This is a genomic window from Bacillota bacterium (assembly GCA_024655925.1).
Classification (GTDB): domain Bacteria; phylum Bacillota; class DTU025; order DTU025; family JANLFS01; genus JANLFS01.
Window position 1 is genome coordinate 47032 of record JANLFS010000003.1, and the last position, 17480, is coordinate 64511.

The 17480-nt window shown below is 61.1% G+C and carries 10 protein-coding genes; all 10 read left to right on the plus strand.

Features of this window, described 5'->3' with window-relative positions; genetic code table 11:
* The coding region (locus tag NUW23_00880; GenBank protein MCR4424734.1) for an LptF/LptG family permease at window positions 1–3130 on the plus strand (3130 nt) is incomplete at its 5' end.
* Between the two features lie 19 nt (window positions 3131–3149).
* Window positions 3150–3794 (plus strand): LPS export ABC transporter periplasmic protein LptC, encoded by a 645-nt coding sequence (gene lptC, locus NUW23_00885; GenBank protein MCR4424735.1) that lies wholly within the window; start codon window positions 3150–3152, stop codon window positions 3792–3794.
* Window positions 3795–3825: 31 nt separating this feature from the next.
* A complete protein-coding gene (locus NUW23_00890; GenBank protein ID MCR4424736.1) occupies window positions 3826–4506 on the plus strand; it encodes a hypothetical protein in 681 nt (226 codons plus the stop codon).
* Window positions 4507–4643: 137 nt separating this feature from the next.
* The gene (locus NUW23_00895; protein MCR4424737.1) at window positions 4644–6977 is read left to right on the plus strand and encodes a hypothetical protein; all 2334 of its coding nucleotides are present in this window, start codon (window positions 4644–4646) and stop codon (window positions 6975–6977) included.
* The gene (locus tag NUW23_00900; GenBank protein MCR4424738.1) at window positions 6977–7732 is read left to right on the plus strand and encodes an ATP-binding cassette domain-containing protein; all 756 of its coding nucleotides are present in this window, start codon (window positions 6977–6979) and stop codon (window positions 7730–7732) included. The genes NUW23_00895 and NUW23_00900 overlap by 1 nt, the downstream gene beginning before the upstream one ends.
* 61 nt (window positions 7733–7793) lie before the next feature.
* On the plus strand, window positions 7794–9068 hold the full coding sequence (locus tag NUW23_00905; protein ID MCR4424739.1) for a hypothetical protein: 1275 nt from the start codon (window positions 7794–7796) through the stop codon (window positions 9066–9068).
* Window positions 9043–10812, plus strand: a complete 1770-nt coding sequence (locus tag NUW23_00910; GenBank protein MCR4424740.1) for an ABC transporter ATP-binding protein/permease — start codon at window positions 9043–9045, stop codon at window positions 10810–10812. The genes NUW23_00905 and NUW23_00910 overlap by 26 nt, the downstream gene beginning before the upstream one ends.
* Window positions 10813–11026: 214 nt before the next feature.
* Window positions 11027–11746, plus strand: a complete 720-nt coding sequence (gene lptB / locus NUW23_00915; protein MCR4424741.1) for an LPS export ABC transporter ATP-binding protein — start codon at window positions 11027–11029, stop codon at window positions 11744–11746.
* A 30-nt stretch (window positions 11747–11776) separates the two neighbouring features.
* Window positions 11777–13099 carry a DUF3084 domain-containing protein gene (locus NUW23_00920; protein MCR4424742.1) on the plus strand — a complete coding sequence of 441 codons (1323 nt, stop codon included), beginning with the start codon at window positions 11777–11779 and terminating at the stop codon, window positions 13097–13099.
* A 299-nt stretch (window positions 13100–13398) separates the two neighbouring features.
* Entirely contained in the window at window positions 13399–17379 is a 3981-nt protein-coding gene (locus NUW23_00925) for an S-layer homology domain-containing protein (protein ID MCR4424743.1), read from the plus strand.
* Window positions 17380–17480: the final 101 nt, after the last annotated feature.

Genomic DNA, 17480 nt, shown 5'->3' on the forward strand with positions numbered 1-17480 from the left:
CGGCATAGTAGCGCAAGTCCTTCCGATGGCGGTTCTCTTTGCAACGATTCTCGGACTCGGGCGTCTCGCAAGGGACTCTGAATTGGCCGTGCTACGGATCGCAGGGGCGCCGTTCCCCAGAATCGCTCTTCCTTTGATCATCATCGGGGGGATTGTGACGGCCGGGACCTTCTACTTATCGGAGAGCGTGGCTCCATGGGCAACCCATGAGTCGGAAACCCTGGTTCGTCAGATGGTTCTGCAGGAAGCCCTGCCCAGTGTGGAGGAGAACATATTCTTCCGTGCCCCGGATGACCGGTATTTCTACATCGGCAAGGTTGATGCAGACCGCGGCACGATGCAGAACGTCATGGTGTACGAGGTCAGGAAGGGCACATTTCCCCGCCTGCTTACCGCGAAGCGCGGAGAGGTGCGGGACCTCACATGGGTGCTCTTGGATGGCTCACTTCACGACCTGGACAGGTCAGGGCGTGTCACTACTTCCATGTCGTTCGAGACTCTTGAGATTCTCATGGATACCACCTTGGACCGGGTCTTCAGCGGACAGAAGACTACGGCCGAGATGAGCATGAGGGAACTTGGGGAGAACATAAGGCTCTTTGAGCGGAGCGGCATCAAAGTGGAGTCCCTCCGTGTCGACTACTACATGAAAGTCGCCCAGCCCTTTGCCGCACTCGTTCTTGCTGTGCTCGGGTCGTCCTTGGTCACTAGATCCCCGAGGAAAGGCGGAAGTTACTTCGGGATTGTCCTGGGCGCGCTGGTGTCCTTATCGTACTTCGTCATCCAGGCGATAGCCAGGTCCGTCGGAGCCCGAGGGATTCTCCCGCCGCTTGCCGCAGCGTGGGTTCCCAACGTTCTCTTTTTCGTGCCGGGCGTTCTCATGTTGGTCTCAGTGGACAGCGTGAGAATGCCCCGAAGGAGGCCATGGGCGGGCCTCCTGCCGCACTCAGGGGGCGGTGCAGGAAGTATGATTCTCCTTCTTGCCTCCCTGCTTGTGTGCCTCGCCTCGGCCCCGATCTCTGCCGGGGAGTCTTACACCGTCCGAATCACTGCGGACCGCGTGACATACGACGGGCATGCAAACTCCTGGACGGTGGCGGGGAACGTAGTCATCACCTTGAGGGATGTCACTATAACCGGTGACCGTGCGGAAGTTGACCTATCGAAGAACATCACCAGGATAACCGGCGGGGTTGAAGTGGTCCGGGGCGAAGAGACACTCCGCGGTGAGGTTGTCTTCTACAATATGTCCACTGGCGACACGAGGGTGGAGAAAGTCCGGGCCAAGCTCCGTGACCAGCAGGTAACCGGGTATCTCTATCTTGCAGGAGAGGAGTTCACTCAGAAGGAGGACTACTACAGGCTTGACTCCGGTTACGTCACCACGTGTGATCTTGACACGCCACACTTCCGTATAGAGGCCCGCGAGATGGAGGTGTACGCGGATGACCGGATCGTCCTGAGGCACGTCTCGTACTACGAAGGAAACATCAAGCTGTTGTCCTGGCCACGAGTGGTGATTCCCCTGCGCGAAGACGAGAGGTTCGAGCTCCCTAAGGTGGGATACGGGTTCCGGGAAGGCTGGTACGTCAAGACCAAGTACAACTACACCATCAACGAGAACGCCCATGGATCGTTCCTGGCCGACTACTTCCAGTTACTTGGTCCGGCCGTAGGCGTCACGCAGAAACTGGCCCTTGGGTCTCTTGGATCCGTGTCCATTCATCTCTATCAGCTCTGGAACCAGGCAACTGCGACGTCTGACAACACGGCAGAATTCACGCACTCGGTAGATTTACCGTTTAACCTAACGAGTCAGTTCACGTACAGCTACAAGGATTACGTTTCCCTGTCAGCGGCCCCAACTGAGGAGACCGGATATGACCTTCGACTCGACCGGAAGACGGACACATCCACGACATCTCTAAGGTATTCCCATCGTGAGGTGGATTCCGCTTCCCACAACACCAACACTTCTGCCACTTTGCTGCACAACTCCACCCTCCCTCTGGAGGTGAGGCTGTCTGCAGACGCGCTGTATCGAAGACAGGTCTCGGACGACGTGGAGACCCTCAATGTGCTGAACTACCGGGTGTCTGCGACCCGGGCGTTCACAGGGTTCAACGTGGCGGGGCTCGCTCAATCCCAGGTGTACTTCGAGGAAGAGGACGACCAGACGTGGGAGAAACCCGAGCCTCCTCCGTGGAAGGCTTTGTCGAGGCTGCCCGAGATCAGCGTCACCACAGACAGGCTTGCGATTCCGAACACTCCACTCAGGGCATCCGCTAGAGGTCTGTTGGGGAGGTATACTGAGGACGCTGTGCGGGAAGGCGTGAGGTCCGAGGTCACGCTTTCCAAGGGGGAGGCGGATGTCCAGGTCTTCTTGGACCAACGCCCTGTGTTTCGAGGCGTGACTGTGGACGCTCAGGCGCGTGGGGTCGCAGGTCTGTATGAGGATTTCGGGGCGCGTGTTGGGCTAGGATATACTGTTGGGGCAACTGCGACTCCGTTTCCGGGCACGTCCTTGCGGGTGACATTCAACCATTTCGATTTGTACGGCGAGTCGCCGTTCCTGTTCGACACCCTCAACGCCGAGGACAAACTCTCCGCCACCCTGACGTCAAGGGTGGGCCCGCTCAGGCTGAGCCTGACATCGGGGTACGGTCTCCTGACAGGCATCTACGATACTGTGGCCGCGACTGCCCAGATCACTCTCGGCCAGGGCATCACTCTGGACTTGACTGGGAAATACGACCTCAACACACTGGCCCCGGTCTCACTTGTTGGGAAGCTCGTGGCCCAACCCTCTCCCCAGTTCCAGTTCAGGGCGGCGGGAAGCTATGACTTCTCTACATCCCGTTTGACCCGCGTGGAGTCTACTGCAGACTTCAAGCTGACCCCGGACTGGCGCCTGCAGTGGGCAGCCGTCTACGACGTGGCAAAGAACGGGTTCACCCGGGGAGATATCGGTGTGACGCGCGATCTTCACTGCCGGGAAGTCAGCGTGATGTACCAGTATACGACCAACCGGATCTGGCTGGAGTTCAGGTACAAGGCATTCCCCACGAAGTCGCTAGGGTTCGGCTTGGGCGAGGAAGGTGTCCTCTTCGGAACCAAAGGGCCGTTCTAGGCTTGTGGAGGTGGGGCCCGTGAACGGGAGAGTGGTGCTCGCTGCGATTCTGACACTTGCGGTCGTTATCACAGGTGCCTATGCCTGGGCGTTCCTGATCAACAAGCCGGCGGCGACAGGTGGGGTCACCCGGGACAAAGGGCCGAGCCTGGCCTTCATGGGAGTTGAGATCGAAGGGTTGGACTCAGGGCAGAAGCGATGGCACCTGAAAGCGCGGAGAGTTGAATCTGGCCAGCAGGCACGATCAGTGCGTCTTGTCGATATCACCGATGGTGCCATATACCGCGGAGGCGAACCATACTTCACGTTCACCGCTGGTGATGGGGTGCTTCAGAACGATACCGGTGATCTGATGCTCACAGGCGGGGTGACAGTATGGTCCAACGGCGAGACCCTACTCACTACGGACAAGGTGGTGTGGAAAGCCGCCGACGGGCGGATTCTGGTCCCGGGTCCGGCGGAGGTGATGATCGAAGGGAGTAGGATTAGTGCCCAGCGGTTCGAGGCGGACGTCGACGCGGAGAAGATCACTGGTCACGGAGAAGTCGTGTTACAGACAGAAGGGCAGATGAAGATCACGGCGGGCACTCTAGTCTACCGGTTGGACGAGAAAGAGGTGGAGATGGAGGAGCCGGTCGTGATAGAGTTCGATATTGGATCATAGCCCCACGTGGGGCGGGAGGGAGTCTGAGGAAGTGGCGAAAAGGGGCATGGTGAGATTAGTCTTGGGGGTGGTCCTGGTTGCGGTCCTCGGGGCGGCTGTAGCCGTCCCAGCCCATGCCGAGACTAAGAAGGTTCGGGTGACCGCCAATAGAGTCGTCTACCAGGGGCCCAAAGGGGATACAGTCGTCGAGGGCGACGTCAGGATCGAATATGGTGAGAGCATCATAACCGCGCCGCGCGCAGTGGTCAATATGGAGACCAAGAAGGCCAAGATCACAGGTGGGGTGGTTCTTGTCAAGGGAGACGTGCGCCTCAGCACAGACACTCTGGAAACGGACTTCCAGAAAGAAGTTGCGTCGGCGACGGGGAATGTAAGACTCGAGAAGCGTGAAGTGCAGCAGGAGAAGGATGAATCCGGCAAACCCAAGGTTCAGGTCATCACCATGACCTGTCTTGCGCTCGAGATCTCCACGGAAACCGAGGACTTCACTGCGAAGGGTTCTGTGGCCATCATGAAGGACAGGCAGACCGCCACGGCCGACCGCGCTGAGTATTCCAGCTCCAGGAAGTCAATGATCCTCACAGGATCTGTGTTCGTGCAGGGTGCGGAGAAAGAGACAATCAGATGTGACCGCGCCACTTTCTACACCGACCGTGAGGCCGTGGAGGCGGAGGGCAATCCTCTGGAGATCACCTTCGAGGTGAGAGACTGACTGGCGCTCTGCGAGGTCAGTTTCACGTTGTCAGATGAGGGCCGGGTGGCCGGCCTTCTTCCACTTTCTGAAAGAACTTCTTGTCTGCCCACCCCCGGGCACATGATATAATGCGGATGAATGGGGGGTCTAACTGCATGTATACCCTCATCCGCGATGGGTTCGCGCGCGATATCATAGTCGCGCTGATTCTGTCGATCATGATCGGGTCTGGGCTTACGTGGGGGGTCGCCCGAGCGGCGAACCGCTTCTTCGGTGACACTGTCTCGGGCTTGGTCGGTGACTACGGGGAATACGACGTAGCCGTCCATGTGCGGGCGGAGGTGCGCAGGGACGCAAGGCGCGCCCTGGAGACCCTGCTTGCCGAGGAATTCCGCGGCTCCAGAATGAAAGAGAGCCTTACTGTGCTGTCCAGATCGAATTTCTTCATTTCCTTGGGAGAGGGACGCGACGAGAGAAGGCTCACTGGGCTTGTGCGTGCCTTATCCGACATCCCGGGGTATGCAGGCTACACAGTCATGCTCGAGCCCAGAGTCACAGTGAGTGGGCTTGGGGCCAGGGTAGCCCCTATCCTCAGGGAGCGGTTCAACGACATACCCGGCGTCGTCTTCACGTTCAGGGAAGGGAGCGACATCCACCTGGTGTGCGAAACTTCGGAGGCTACTCTCGGGGTGGAGCAGGCGGCAAATGACATCCTCCGAGAGTACCAGGTGCTCGATGTGAGGCTTCGCGAGGGGGAGAGTCCGGAGAGCAAGGCTGACGTTGTTGCGAGGATACGCTCAGTATTCTCTGCTCGAACCGGGCAGGGGCCTGCGCCCGAGCTCTTCGACGTCACTCCAGAGGGGGGCAAAGAGGAATCCGAACACCTGGTGGCGACACTGACCGAGATACGGAGTTTCCTCGAAAAGTGGACAACCCAGGCATCCATCAGAATCGATTCCTCCCCGGCGGACAATCGCGAACTGCGTGTCGGAGACATCCTGGCAATCTCAGACGGATCGCTTACCCCAGGCACAGAAGTCGACTCCGAGACGGCCCTGGTCCGCCTGGTCGGGACAGACGGGCGGCGGACCGGGCGAGCGATCTTGATACGCCCGGGCACCGGCGACCGGCCGGCCGGGGAATACGGAGCCTACTATGTGAATGATGGCGTGATAGGGGCGAAGGTGGGCGTTGCCACGCTTGTAAGCCCCCAGGTCGAGCTCGTGAACTCTCTCGACGACACTGAAAGGCTCCTAGGAAGCTTCGATACGGTGATCCGAGAAGCTCTCGAGACCGCTCGTGGCTCGGAGGAAGCGCTCGCCAGGTACGAGAACGCGCTGACCTCACTGATCACACTGCAGAGGGCGCTCGAGAGCATCGGGATCGGGGATCCGGGCTCTATCAGGGTCGACCCAGATGCGGTGGACATGCTCATTGAGGCGACTGGCCGCGCTGTCGCCGCCCTCGAAACCCTGGAAGAGGTCGCCGCCGGGGTGACACCCTTCACCCGAAGCTACGACCCGCTTCTCCACAACATCGAGCTCTGGATGAGGAGGCTCGGGTCGCTTCATGACAGACTGGCGACTCTCCAGTCGGCAGTCGAAGGCGCCGGAGAGGTGGCCTCTGTCCTGGACGACATATCCAGGGCGGCCGAAGGGATTCTTGTCACTCTTCAGGAGTTGGACGCGGCCACCCTCGCCGAGAGTGTCGCGGCGATGCGCGCGGACCTCGAGGAGATGTCCTCGGTCGACGTGGATTCCATGATAGAGCAGGTCCGGGCGGTTCGGAACTCACTTCCGAGTCTGACCGACCAGGAGATGGCGAGTTCCATAGGACTCATCGACAGATTCATCGGCAACCAACTCGTCCCCGGAGACCGCATCCAGATTCTCATAAGGCATGGTGGCAGTCACAAGGCCGTGCAGGAACGGGCGCTTGACGCTGCGGGTGCGCCGGCAGCCACGGCGTATTCGTTGCCTGCCGGGGTCGTGCAGCCTGGAGTGAGGAGTGAGATCCATAGGTTGCTCGGGAATGTGAGGACCACTATAGCAGGCATAGTTGCGGTCGTGTTCACCATCGCGTCGCTTCTCTTCGACCACGCATCCGTCATCTCGGGAGTTGCCCACCTGCGCCATGTCGCCGGAGAGCCCAGGCCCGGGCTGGCTGGATGGGTGTACGGTGGGGCTGCGGGTGCGGCGACTCTGGGTGCCATCTCCGCGATCACACGTGCGTCCGTTGGGTCTATGACCCCTGCTTACATGGTTGGGATCGGCATGGCGCTGGGATTCGTGGCTGCATCGATAGCCGTGAGGACTTCCCCGGTCAGCAGGGAAGAGGTCGAGGCCTGTCTTGCGTGCGGCACAAGTTCGGCGGACGTGATGCGCGAGATTGTCATCCCGTCCGGGAAACCGGGGATTCTGTCGCTTCTGAACCGGTCCAGGCTGAGGTTTGCAGGTCAAGGTGTGGGAGGTGGGCGCTCGTGCTCATAATGGAGGACGTTGGAAGAACATTCGGGGAACGCACCGCGCTTGCCGGCCTCAACCTCAGGGTCATGGAAGGCCAGACCGTGGCCGTGATGGGGCCTTCTGGGTGCGGCAAGTCTACGGCGCTTCGCACTATCATCAGGCTTGTCGAGCCTGACCGGGGCGAGATAACCTGGCGAGGGACCTCGATCCTGCGGCTTTCCCAGAGAGAACTCGCTGCCTTTAGGAGGAGAGTCGGGTTCGTGTTCCAGAGGTCCAATCTGATCGGGAGGCTGAACGTCCTGGAGAACGTGATGTTCCCGGAGGTGATGGCGGGTGTGCCTGTAAGCCGGGCGAGGAGGCACGCAATGGCGGCCCTGGGAGGGGTAGGCATGGATGGCCGCGCGGACGCCCGAGTGCGAGAGCTCTCCGGCGGCGAAATGCAGCGAGTCGCAATTGCCCGGGCCATTGCCGGATCACCCGAGCTCATCCTCTGGGACGAGCCGACGGCCTCTCTCGATCCCATCTTGGTCGTCGAGGTCCTCCAGCTCATAGAGGATCTCATCCACAGGCTGGGCACGACCATGCTGATAGTCACTCATGAGGTCACCTTCGCGAGACGCTGTGCTGACCGTGTGGTTCTAATGGATCGGGGGCGTGTCGTCGAAGAAGGGCCGCCCGGGGCAGTGCTGGCAAGGCCGAGGTCCTCGCTAGGCAAACGCTACGCGGCCTTCCTGGCATATCCTGGAGGGCTCAGGCAGGAGAACGCTAGCGGGCTGTAGAACTCCAGTTGGGTCCGAGCCCGCACAATGGGCACTCGGGCTCTCGGGAGTGTGAGTCCGGATGGATGTTGTTCTGGTATCGAGCAGTCCAGGTCAGATCCTTGGATGGGTGCGGCCGGTGGCGGAGCGGGCGTTCTCCGCCCCTGGCGTGCTGGACGTATGGGTTCTCCTGACACCGGGGCAGTTCTCCACCGGGCACGAGGTCGAGGTGGCTTCGACGTTTCCAGGCGTCCGTCGGGTCGTGCGTCCCCTCGAATTCCTGTTCTACCTTGCGGTCAACAAGCGGCCCCAGGGGTTTGCCCCTTCTGCGAAAGGAGTCGTCGTGCACCTCGGTGGAGACATGGCTTACTCAGTCCTCCTTTCCCGGAGACTCCGCTACCCTCTCGTATCCTACTCCACCGGGGCAGCTTCCTGGGTGCGTGCAGTAAGCAAGTTTCTCGCCGAGGACGAGAGGGTCCAGACCCGGCTCATCGCGAGGGGCGTCCCGGCGGACCGGGTCCGGGCGATCGGGAATCTAACGATCGACGCAGTGGCGCCGACTCTGTCACGGGAGGATGCCAGGAAGCGCTTGGGCATAGACGAGAGTCAGGAAGCGGTCTGTCTGCTTCCCGGAAGCCGCCCACGGGAAGTAGAGGTGATGGGGGCGTTCCTGTGCCGAGTGGCAGAACTGCTGTCAAAGGTCCATCGAAATGTCCGATTCGTTCTGCCTCTCTCGCCCTTCACTGACCTCGAGTCCCTCGGTCAGGCTCTTGCCAGCACCCGCCACCGGCACAAGATAGATGGGTCCAATGCGGTGCTGGAACAGGGGGACGGTAGTATCATAGCCAGGACTGCTGAGGGCGTGGAGATAGTCGTAGAGACTGACCTTCGCTATGATGCCATGCTCTCATGTGACATGGCCATCTGTCCGCCGGGAACGGTCTCAGGGGAGCTTTCGTTTCTCGGCGTGCCACACGTGGTTGTGATGCCTTTGAATGTCCCAGGGGCAGTGCCGATCTCCGGCATGCTCGGGTTCGCAACGAGGGTCCCCCTCGCTGGGGACATCTTCAAGAAGTATGCTCTCGATCGCATTCGGGCCAAGGCAAGGTACGTCGCTGCCCCCAATGTCAAGGCGAAAAGGCTGATCGTCCCTGAGGTAGTGGGAGAGATCAGGCCCGAGGACGTGGTGATCCCTTCTGTTGAGTTGCTGGGGGACGCGGCTCGCAGGGAGCGCATCGGGCGCGAACTGCGTGAGGTGATAGGCGGCCCGGGGGCAGCAGATCGCCTCATACATGAGATCCGGGTTTCCATGGAAGGGGCGCACACTCAGGATGAGAAAGAGGCCAGTGCTGGCTGATCTCCTCAGACCGCACACCGGAACCATATCAGCAGTAGTGGGTTGCATGACAGCCTCTGCACTTGCGAGCCTCGCACTCCCCCAGGCGTTCCGCATACTCTTGGACTCTGTTCTCTCAGGGGCGGGTTCCCGCGCGAACAGGCTTGGATTGCTCAACCTCCTGGTTGGGTCGGTGGCCTTCGTCTACGCCGCAAAGGGAATCCTCGCGTATTGCCAGGCCTACCTCACGGCTGCTATTGGTCAGAGGGTCGGAGCAGACCTCCGTTCCCGCGTCTTCGACAACCTCCAGCGAATGCCGATGTCGTTCTACGCAGGGACTTCTGCCGGCGACACAGTGGCTAGGGTGACCTCTGATGTCTCCGCGGTTCAGGTTTCTGTGACCCAAGGGGCGGGCGAACTCTTCACGGGTGCCCTGACTCTAGCCGGGATCATGTCTATAACGATGTTGCAGAACTGGCGCCTTGCACTGTTCTCCTTCCTCATGCTCCCTGCACTCGGAGTTGCGGTGTCTCGAGTGGGGGCGCGCATGCGCGCCGCAGCCAGGATAATGCAGTCCAAGATGGCGGAGATCGCCTCGGTTGTGGCGGAGAGCATAGCTGGCCTGGAGACGGTGCGGGCATTTAACCTCGAAGGGCGCGAGACCGCGAGGTTCGCAGAGGCCAACACTCGCAGTTACGCCGCGGGTATCAGAGCGGCACGCACAACTGCTGCCCTCGGGCCGGTGGTGGAGTTGATCGGAGTCGCTGGGTTTGCCTCCGTTATCTGGGTTGGGGGAAGAGAAGTCCTTGGGGGCCGTCTTTCCCCGGGGCAGCTGGTCACGTTCCTCACCTATGTCGGCATGGCCGCCGTACCTGCAACCTCGATGAGCAGGGCCTACTCCGTCCTTCAGCAAGGCCAGGGTGCGCTGGACAGGCTCGAAACGTTGCTCGCCCCGGTCACGCCGGTGCCAGGCGAGCCACACTTGCCGGATATGCCGGGGATCCGGGGGTCCATCTCCTTCGAAGGGGTAGGGCTCACCCTGGGTGGGACGGTGGTTCTCCGAGACATCGACCTCTGCATCCGGGAAGGGCAGACTGTCGCGGTTGTGGGTCCAAGCGGTGGGGGCAAGACCACACTTGTAAGCTTGCTGCTGAGGTTTCACGACCCGACGTCCGGGACGATTCGCGTCGATGGACAGGACATAACGGCCGTGAAATCGTCGTCGCTCAGGGCGCAAATCGGGTACGTCCCGCAGCGTCCCGCGGTCTTTGCCGCAACCGTAAGTGAGAATATCTCGGTTGGACGTCCAGGCGCAAGTGAATCAGACATAGTCCGCGCGGCGCGGGCGGCATGCGCCCATTCGTTCATCGAGGCACTTCCCATGGGTTACGATACTGTCATCGGAGAACGAGGGATCACGCTCTCCCCCGGACAGCGCCAGCGGATCTCGATTGCCCGGGCGATACTGAAGGATCCCAGAATCCTGATCCTTGATGAGGCTACGTCCTCCTTGGATCCGGAGTCAGAATGGCTCGTCTCCTCCGCCATACTTACGCTCATGCGCGGGCGCACAGTCATCGTGGTTGCCCACAGATTGGCGACCGTGAGGTCTGCGGATCTCATTGTCGTGGTGGACAGAGGCCAGGTGGTGGAGTCTGGGAACCACGACCAACTCATGGCGCACCGCGGGGTCTACGCTAGGCTCTACAACGCCTCAGTCTCCCGGGGGCAGCCGATCAACTCCAAGTTCATGCCGGCCGTCTAGCAGGCGGCCGGTTTCTTGTGTGCCACGGACGGTCCACGGGCTGTGAGAACTACTGGTTATGCGGGAGATCAGGCAGGGGAGCCCGGCTGCGGTGTCGAAAGAGCTGAGGACACCCTTCAGGCGGACCGATGCCGGAAGACGTGACATGCACAGTCCAACCCGGTCCTGGAACCTGGCCTTGGATAGGATCGTCATAAGAGGGTGAGACCTACAGATGGGTATCGCCGCGGTGGACCTGATAAAGACCTACCGGCGGCGTCGGGTGGTTGACGGCGCCCGCATCGAGCTGGAACCGGGCGAAGTAGTGGGCCTGCTTGGGCCAAATGGCGCCGGCAAGACCACCACGTTCTACATGATCGTCGGCCTCGAGACGCCGGATTCCGGGCGAATTGAGATCGACGGCCGGGACGTCACGACGCTTCCCATCCACAGAAGGGCCAGGCTCGGCGTGGGCTACCTGGCACAGGAACCGTCAATCTTTCGCAAGATGTCCGTGGAAGACAACATCCGGGCGGTGCTCCAGATAGCCGGGGTGGACGCGCGCGCCCGGCAGGGAAGGCTTGATGCCCTCATCTCCGAGTTTGGTCTTGCCGACATACGAAAACAGATGGGGTTCACGCTCTCCGGGGGCGAGCGGCGCCGGGTGGAGATCGCACGCGCCCTCGCAGCTTCTCCCCGTTATATGCTACTGGACGAGCCGTTCACGGGAGTCGACCCCATCGCGGTCGGCGAGATCCAGGCTATCGCCCACAGGCTGCGCCAGGCCGGGCTCGGTGTGCTCATAACTGACCACAACGTCCGTGATACGTTAGCCATCGTGGACAGAGCTTACATCATGCATAGAGGGACCATCCTGGTGTCCGGATCCGCCCGGGAGGTCTCCGAGAGCCCGGCTGCCAGACGGTTCTACCTGGGAGAGCGGTTTACTCTTTAGAGCGGTTCCTGCTTGCCGGGAGGGATCCCCTTGTACGGTCTCGCGCTAGTAGTCGTGCTAGTCATAATGGGAGGGCTGATTGCCTACGCGGGCGACCGTATCGGAATGAAGGTCGGGCGGAGGCGACTGTCCATTTTCGGGCTCCGGCCCAAGTATACGTCGATCATCGTAGCCGTGATGACTGGCACAGTGATCGCCGCATCTACCCTGATCGTGCTCACCCTGGTGTCACAGGACGTCAGGACCGCTCTCTTCAAGAGCCGCGAAATCCAGGAAGCGTTGGTCGCCGCCCGCGCCGATCTCGATGCCAGGCGGGCTGAGGCCGAAGCACTGGCACGCCAGGTTGAGGAGGCTGCTCTCCAGTACTCCACCCTCAAGTCGGAGTTCGACGAAGTCAACGTGGAGCTCTCCAAGGCCTTCGAGGAGCGGATACGGGCGGAGGCGGATCTGGCCGAGCTCGAGGAGACGCTCCGCGCGAGCCAGCAGCAGCTGCACGAGGTGGAGGCGAGGTACAAGACAGCCCAGGCCGACCTGGCCGGGGCAAACGTGAAGCTCAAGACAGCGCAATCGGAGATCGACGGGCTTAGCCGGGAGAAGAGCAACCTTGAAAGGCACATCGCGAACCTGAACGAGACCCGTGACCGCTTGCAGGCTGAGGTTGCCCGGCTCGAGCGGAAGGTGGTGGATCTGACCGAGACCAGCGTGAGACTGATGGAAGCTCGGCAGTCGTCCATGCTCGGGCAGGTGATCTTCCCCGCAGACCAGGTCATCCTGGGGTCGGTAATCGACTGCTCCCAGCGGGCAGAAGCAGTAAGGAACCAGGTCAATGGTTTCCTTCTGAAGGTGAACGAGATCGCTGTCAATAGGGGGGCCAGGTCTGACAATCCTGATGGTGACCCATTCGTCCTCAATTTCGACGAGTCCAACGTCCTGGCAGCCTTCCAGAGGATCGACGAATCGGACGGAAAGGTCATCCTGAGGGCTGTCTCACCGGTGAACTCCTGGTATGGAGAACCTCTGTGGGTTTCCCTGCATGTCCTCCCGGATCAGATGATCTATTTCTCCGGGCAGGTCATAGCATCCCGAACCATCGACGGTTCAGCCGGATCCGAGAAAGTGCAGGAGCAACTCCTTGCACTCATGCAGGACGTGAACACGGCGGCCATCAGCAAGGGCATGGCCAGCGATGAAGAGGGGAAGATCGGCACGGTGATGACTGTCTCCGAGTTCGCCGCGGCCATCATGGACATCGTGCAGGTGCGCGCGAAGGTCATGGTCGAGGCTGTTGCTGAACGTGATATCTGGCGGAGCCACAAGTCTCCCCCGATTAGGCTCGTAATCCGTCCCATTTGAGCAGATACACCGAGTCAGAGGCCAAAAATCTTGCCTATCTCGTGAAGGAGTTCCACAGAGCGTGGAGAATTACCGAAAGTAGGCCTAGTATAGGCAATCCGTCCGTAATGAGCCTGCCACCGTGGAGGCAACTCGAAGGGAGGTGTTGCCCGAGTCTGTTGTTTTCCAATCTAGCTGAGTGCCGTGGCCCGTCCAACTACCTGTGCCGCGCCGATCGAGGCAACATGACCACTCGACAACGCGTGGCCGGCAAGGGACATGCCTAGCCATCTTAGCATTACAGAGGGGGGAATCGATTGATGAAGAAGTGCCTGGCCATTATTCTCGCGGCGCTCATGGCGGGTGCGCTCGCGCTTCCCACTGCGGCCAGCCCATTCTCGGACCTGCCCACGGTTCATTGGGCCCTGGATGCCGTGAGAATGCTTGCCGCGCTGGGCATAGTCGAGGGCTACCCCGACGGCACCTTCAAAGGGCCGCAGGCCGCTACCAGATACGAAGCTGCCCTTATGATCGCCCGTGCCTTGGAGTATCTCGACAAGGACATCGCGGCCAGGCTCGCTGAGCTTGAAGGCAAACTCAAGCTCGAGGGGCCCGCAGCCGGGGTCAGTGTGACGCGGCCAGCGGACACGGTGCCGCCTGACGCAACGATCCTCGAGACAATCATAGCGGACAAGATTGCCGCGATGACCGATGCCCAGTGGGAGGAGTTCGACAACAGGATCGCGGCTTTATTTGCCCGGACTGAGGATTTCGACGCCAACAACAAAGCGTACCATGCAGCGATGAAGGCAAGTCATGATGAGATGAAGGCCGCCCTCGAGGCTCTCAGTGCCCGGGTGGGTGATCTCGAGAAAGCTCAACCCCAGGGTTCGGCCCTTGCGCCCACGTCGGCCCCAGCTCCGGAGCAGGTGATCGTGCGCGAATATGTGAAGATTGATGACACCGCACTCAGGGATGCTGTGGCCGGGCTCGAGGGGAAGATCGCCGCGGTGGCCGCGGGTGTCTCCGACCCTGCCAAGCAAGAAGAGGCAATAAGGAATATCGTGCGGGAAGAAGCCCCGAGGCTCTTCGACGCCGCCCTGGCGGTGGCTGTCCGGGAACTCGAGGGCAAGATCGCCGCAGTCGCCGCCCTCATCCCCGACCCTGCCGAGCAGCAGGAGGCGTTCAAGGCGATTGTCAGGGCTGAGGCACTCGCGGCATGCGATGCAGCTGTCGCTGAAGCCATGCGCGAGGTCGAGTCCCAGCTCGCCAAGCCCGCTGAGGTGGTCAGGGAGATCGTCCGCGAGGAGACTGTCACTGTCACCAAGGTGGACAATGCGTCCCTGATCGATGCGGTTGCGGCCCTCGAGGCCAAGATCGCCGCAGTTGAGGCGAGGATTCCTGATGCGGTCGCGCAGGAAGCGGCTTTCCGGGCCTTGGTTGCTCAGTCTGTCGCGGAGGCGGCTGCTAAGTCCGACGCCGCATGGGCTGAAGCGGCGGCCGGGCTCGAGGCGAAGATTGCGGGAGTCGCAGCCCAAGTGGCAGATTTCGCGTCCTGGGAGAAGACAGTCCGCGCGATGATCGCTGAGGCCGTCTCGGAGGCCAGTGCCAAGTCCGAATCAGCATGGGCTGAATCCGCCCGGCGCCTCCAGGTCATGATCGATGAGGTAGCGGCCAGGATCGGCGACGTCTCCGCCTCCGAGGAGGCTCTCCGTGGCGTAGTTGCGGAGGAGTTCGCCCGAGCGGAGGCCGCAAGGTCTGCCTCTGTCGAGCTGCTCGAGGCCAAGATTGCGGCGGTTGCAGCCACGGTTCCCGATGCCAACAGACTCGAGGCGTCTCTCAGGGGATTTGTTGCTGAGTCTATGGCTGAGGCCAGCGCCAAATCTGATGTCGCGCTCGCCAGCGCTGTTCAGGCGCTTGAGGCCAGGATTGCGGAAGTCGCTGCATCAGTTCCTGACGCGGCGGCACAAGAGAAGGCATTCCGCGAAATGGTCACGAGTGCAGTCTCCGAAGCGAACGCGAAGTCCGAGGCTTCCGTGGCTGAGGCTGTCGCGAAGCTCGAGGCTAAGATCGCAGGAGTGATCGCGGTGGTCGATGCGCTCCGCGATTCGTTCGGCCGTGAGCTTGCGGTTCTGGGCATTCGCACCAACGCTCTGGAAGAGGAGCTTGCCCGGGCCAAGGCGGATGTCGCAGGAGTGCGCGATTCCGTGGCCGCTCTTTCAGCGAAGGTAGCGGAGCAGGATGCGGCTACAAGGCAAGCCATCGATCTAGTCCGCGGGGAGGCAGCTGCGTCTGAGGCGAGGCTTGCCCAGAGTATAGAGGCGAACAAGGCCACTGCCGCTGCTATGCAAGCGGAGATCGAAGTACTTAGAGCTCAGGCGATCCAGAACGCCAGTGACATAGCAGAGACATACCACAAGATCCAGACCGAGGCGATTGCTCCTCTCGCCGCCAGAGTAACGGCTCTCGAGGCCAAAGCGGCCGAAGCGGAGTCTTCCATCGCAAGGCACGGGGAGCAGATCGAGGAGCTCGAACTGGATCTGATGCTCACGAAGACGGATCTGATAGGTCCGCTCGCTGTGCGCATGTCCGATGCCGAGGCCTCCATAGCGAAACTCAGTGCAAAGGACAAGGCACTGGATGAGGACATCGCGAACATCTGGACCGACCTGAACAGGTTCCGGTTCACTGGCGTTGATGAGCTTGTGTTCACCGACATCAACGTCAAGGCCGACGACGGCGCGGTTCTGTACAAGGATCCGTGGGCAAGGGACGCATCCGAAGTATACGAGCCCACGTCCGAGTTCCAGAACAAGCTCTCCCTCGACCTGAACATCGTTCCCGAGCCCAACGTGGCCATAGTGGTCGGGCTGAATGCCGTAACCGATGTGTTCGGCGGAGCTGACACCGAGCAACCGCTATTCAGCGGGGATTTTGATCTCACGCTCACGACGCCCGGTCTTATCGCGAAGCTGGCAGCGGGCGAGCTATCCAAGCCTGCCAACTTCACCCGGTACCAGATTGCCGCCGAGAAGTTCGAGGATGAGGATAACCCGGTCGAAGGGGTCATCACTGACCTGTCGATAGGTGCCCTCAGCCTCACCGGGATCCTAGCTAGGGATGGCCAGAACACTCCCCCTGAGGGTGATCTGAAGTTCCTCGCGGGCGTGGGAGGCAGCCTCAACCTGGCCCCCGGCGTGACTGCCGGATTCCGGATCCTGCGCCAGATGGACGACCCGCTCTCGGGGGACAGCATTCCGCTTCCAGACGGGAACGACACCACCTGGGGAGGCAATTTGGACGTGGCGGTGGGTGGCTGGAGACTCGGCGGCGAGGTATCGCTGTACGAGAACCAGACGATGCTTCGTGCGGCCCACGCTTACAATGTCTATGCCGAAGGCGAGTTCCTTGGGCTGCACCTCAAGGGCACACTCGAGGAAGTCTCCTCTGAGTATGCGCCTGCATACGTCGAGACGGTGGACGACGAGTCGCCCGACTACGTCGAGCCGAACTCGCGCATGGCTAGCTTCACGGTGTCCACTGGGTCGATGCGCGGCCTCGTGCTGGATGCCAAGGCGGCTGTAGAGGGCGACCAGGGGTGGGCGACCGCCAAGGACCTCACCTTGGGAGCCGGGGCCGCCTACTCCACAAAGATCCTCGTGGCCGACCTCAAGCTCAAGGCGAACGTCGAGAAGACTTACGACCTGGCGGGCACGGAGCCTGCAGCCACCACCACCAACCTCGGGTTCGACGGGACTATCGCCCCAGTTGACTTCGGGTTCAACTGGGAGCGGGCCATCGAGGACAACGTCGACACCTACGTCGCCTACGTGCGCGGGACTATCCCTGTGATCACCGACGTGTTGAGCGTGACAGGTGGATGGGAGCGGGCGTTCAGCGACGACGCGGCCAATGAGTACCTCGAGTACAAGGCCGGCGCCGATCTGAAACTCGCCGTGGTGCCGGACGTTGTCATCTTCGGGGTCAGCGGGCAGTATTCCTGGACCGACAAGAGCACGGATCCTCTCGAGGAGTACGCGCGCCTCTACCTCGGAGCAGACACCACATGGCAGATCTCCAATGCGACCAAGCTGACCGGCTCGGCGTCATACGAGTACCGGGACTACTTCGTCGAGTCTGACCGGTCAGGCGAGTACTCGCAGGTGGGACTGTCGCTCGAGCATCAGATCTACAAGGTGACCTCCGTGAGCCTGAAGTACGACATCAAGAAGGTCGACTTCGTGACCGGAGGGGATTACCTCGTCAAGATACTCAACCTCGGCCTGAAGACGTCGTTCTAGTGCCGGTGGACTTCGCCCCGGGGAGGGTCCTCTTCCCCGGGGCGTTTTGATTGAACCAGGAGGGCGTGCCATGGACGAGGTGGTAGTAGCTGTTGATCCTG

Excerpts from the sequence above, each read along its gene's own strand:
- NUW23_00895 (MCR4424737.1), top strand. The coding sequence starts at position 4,644 with ATGTATACCCTCATCCGCGATGGGTTCGCGCGCGATATCATAGTCGCG.
- NUW23_00900 (MCR4424738.1), top strand. The coding sequence starts at position 6,977 with ATGGAGGACGTTGGAAGAACATTCGGGGAACGCACCGCGCTTGCCGGC.
- NUW23_00910 (MCR4424740.1), top strand. The coding sequence starts at position 9,043 with ATGAGAAAGAGGCCAGTGCTGGCTGATCTCCTCAGACCGCACACCGGA.
- NUW23_00905 (MCR4424739.1), top strand. The coding sequence starts at position 7,794 with ATGGATGTTGTTCTGGTATCGAGCAGTCCAGGTCAGATCCTTGGATGG.
- NUW23_00925 (MCR4424743.1), top strand. The coding sequence starts at position 13,399 with ATGAAGAAGTGCCTGGCCATTATTCTCGCGGCGCTCATGGCGGGTGCG.
- lptB (MCR4424741.1), top strand. The coding sequence starts at position 11,027 with ATGGGTATCGCCGCGGTGGACCTGATAAAGACCTACCGGCGGCGTCGG.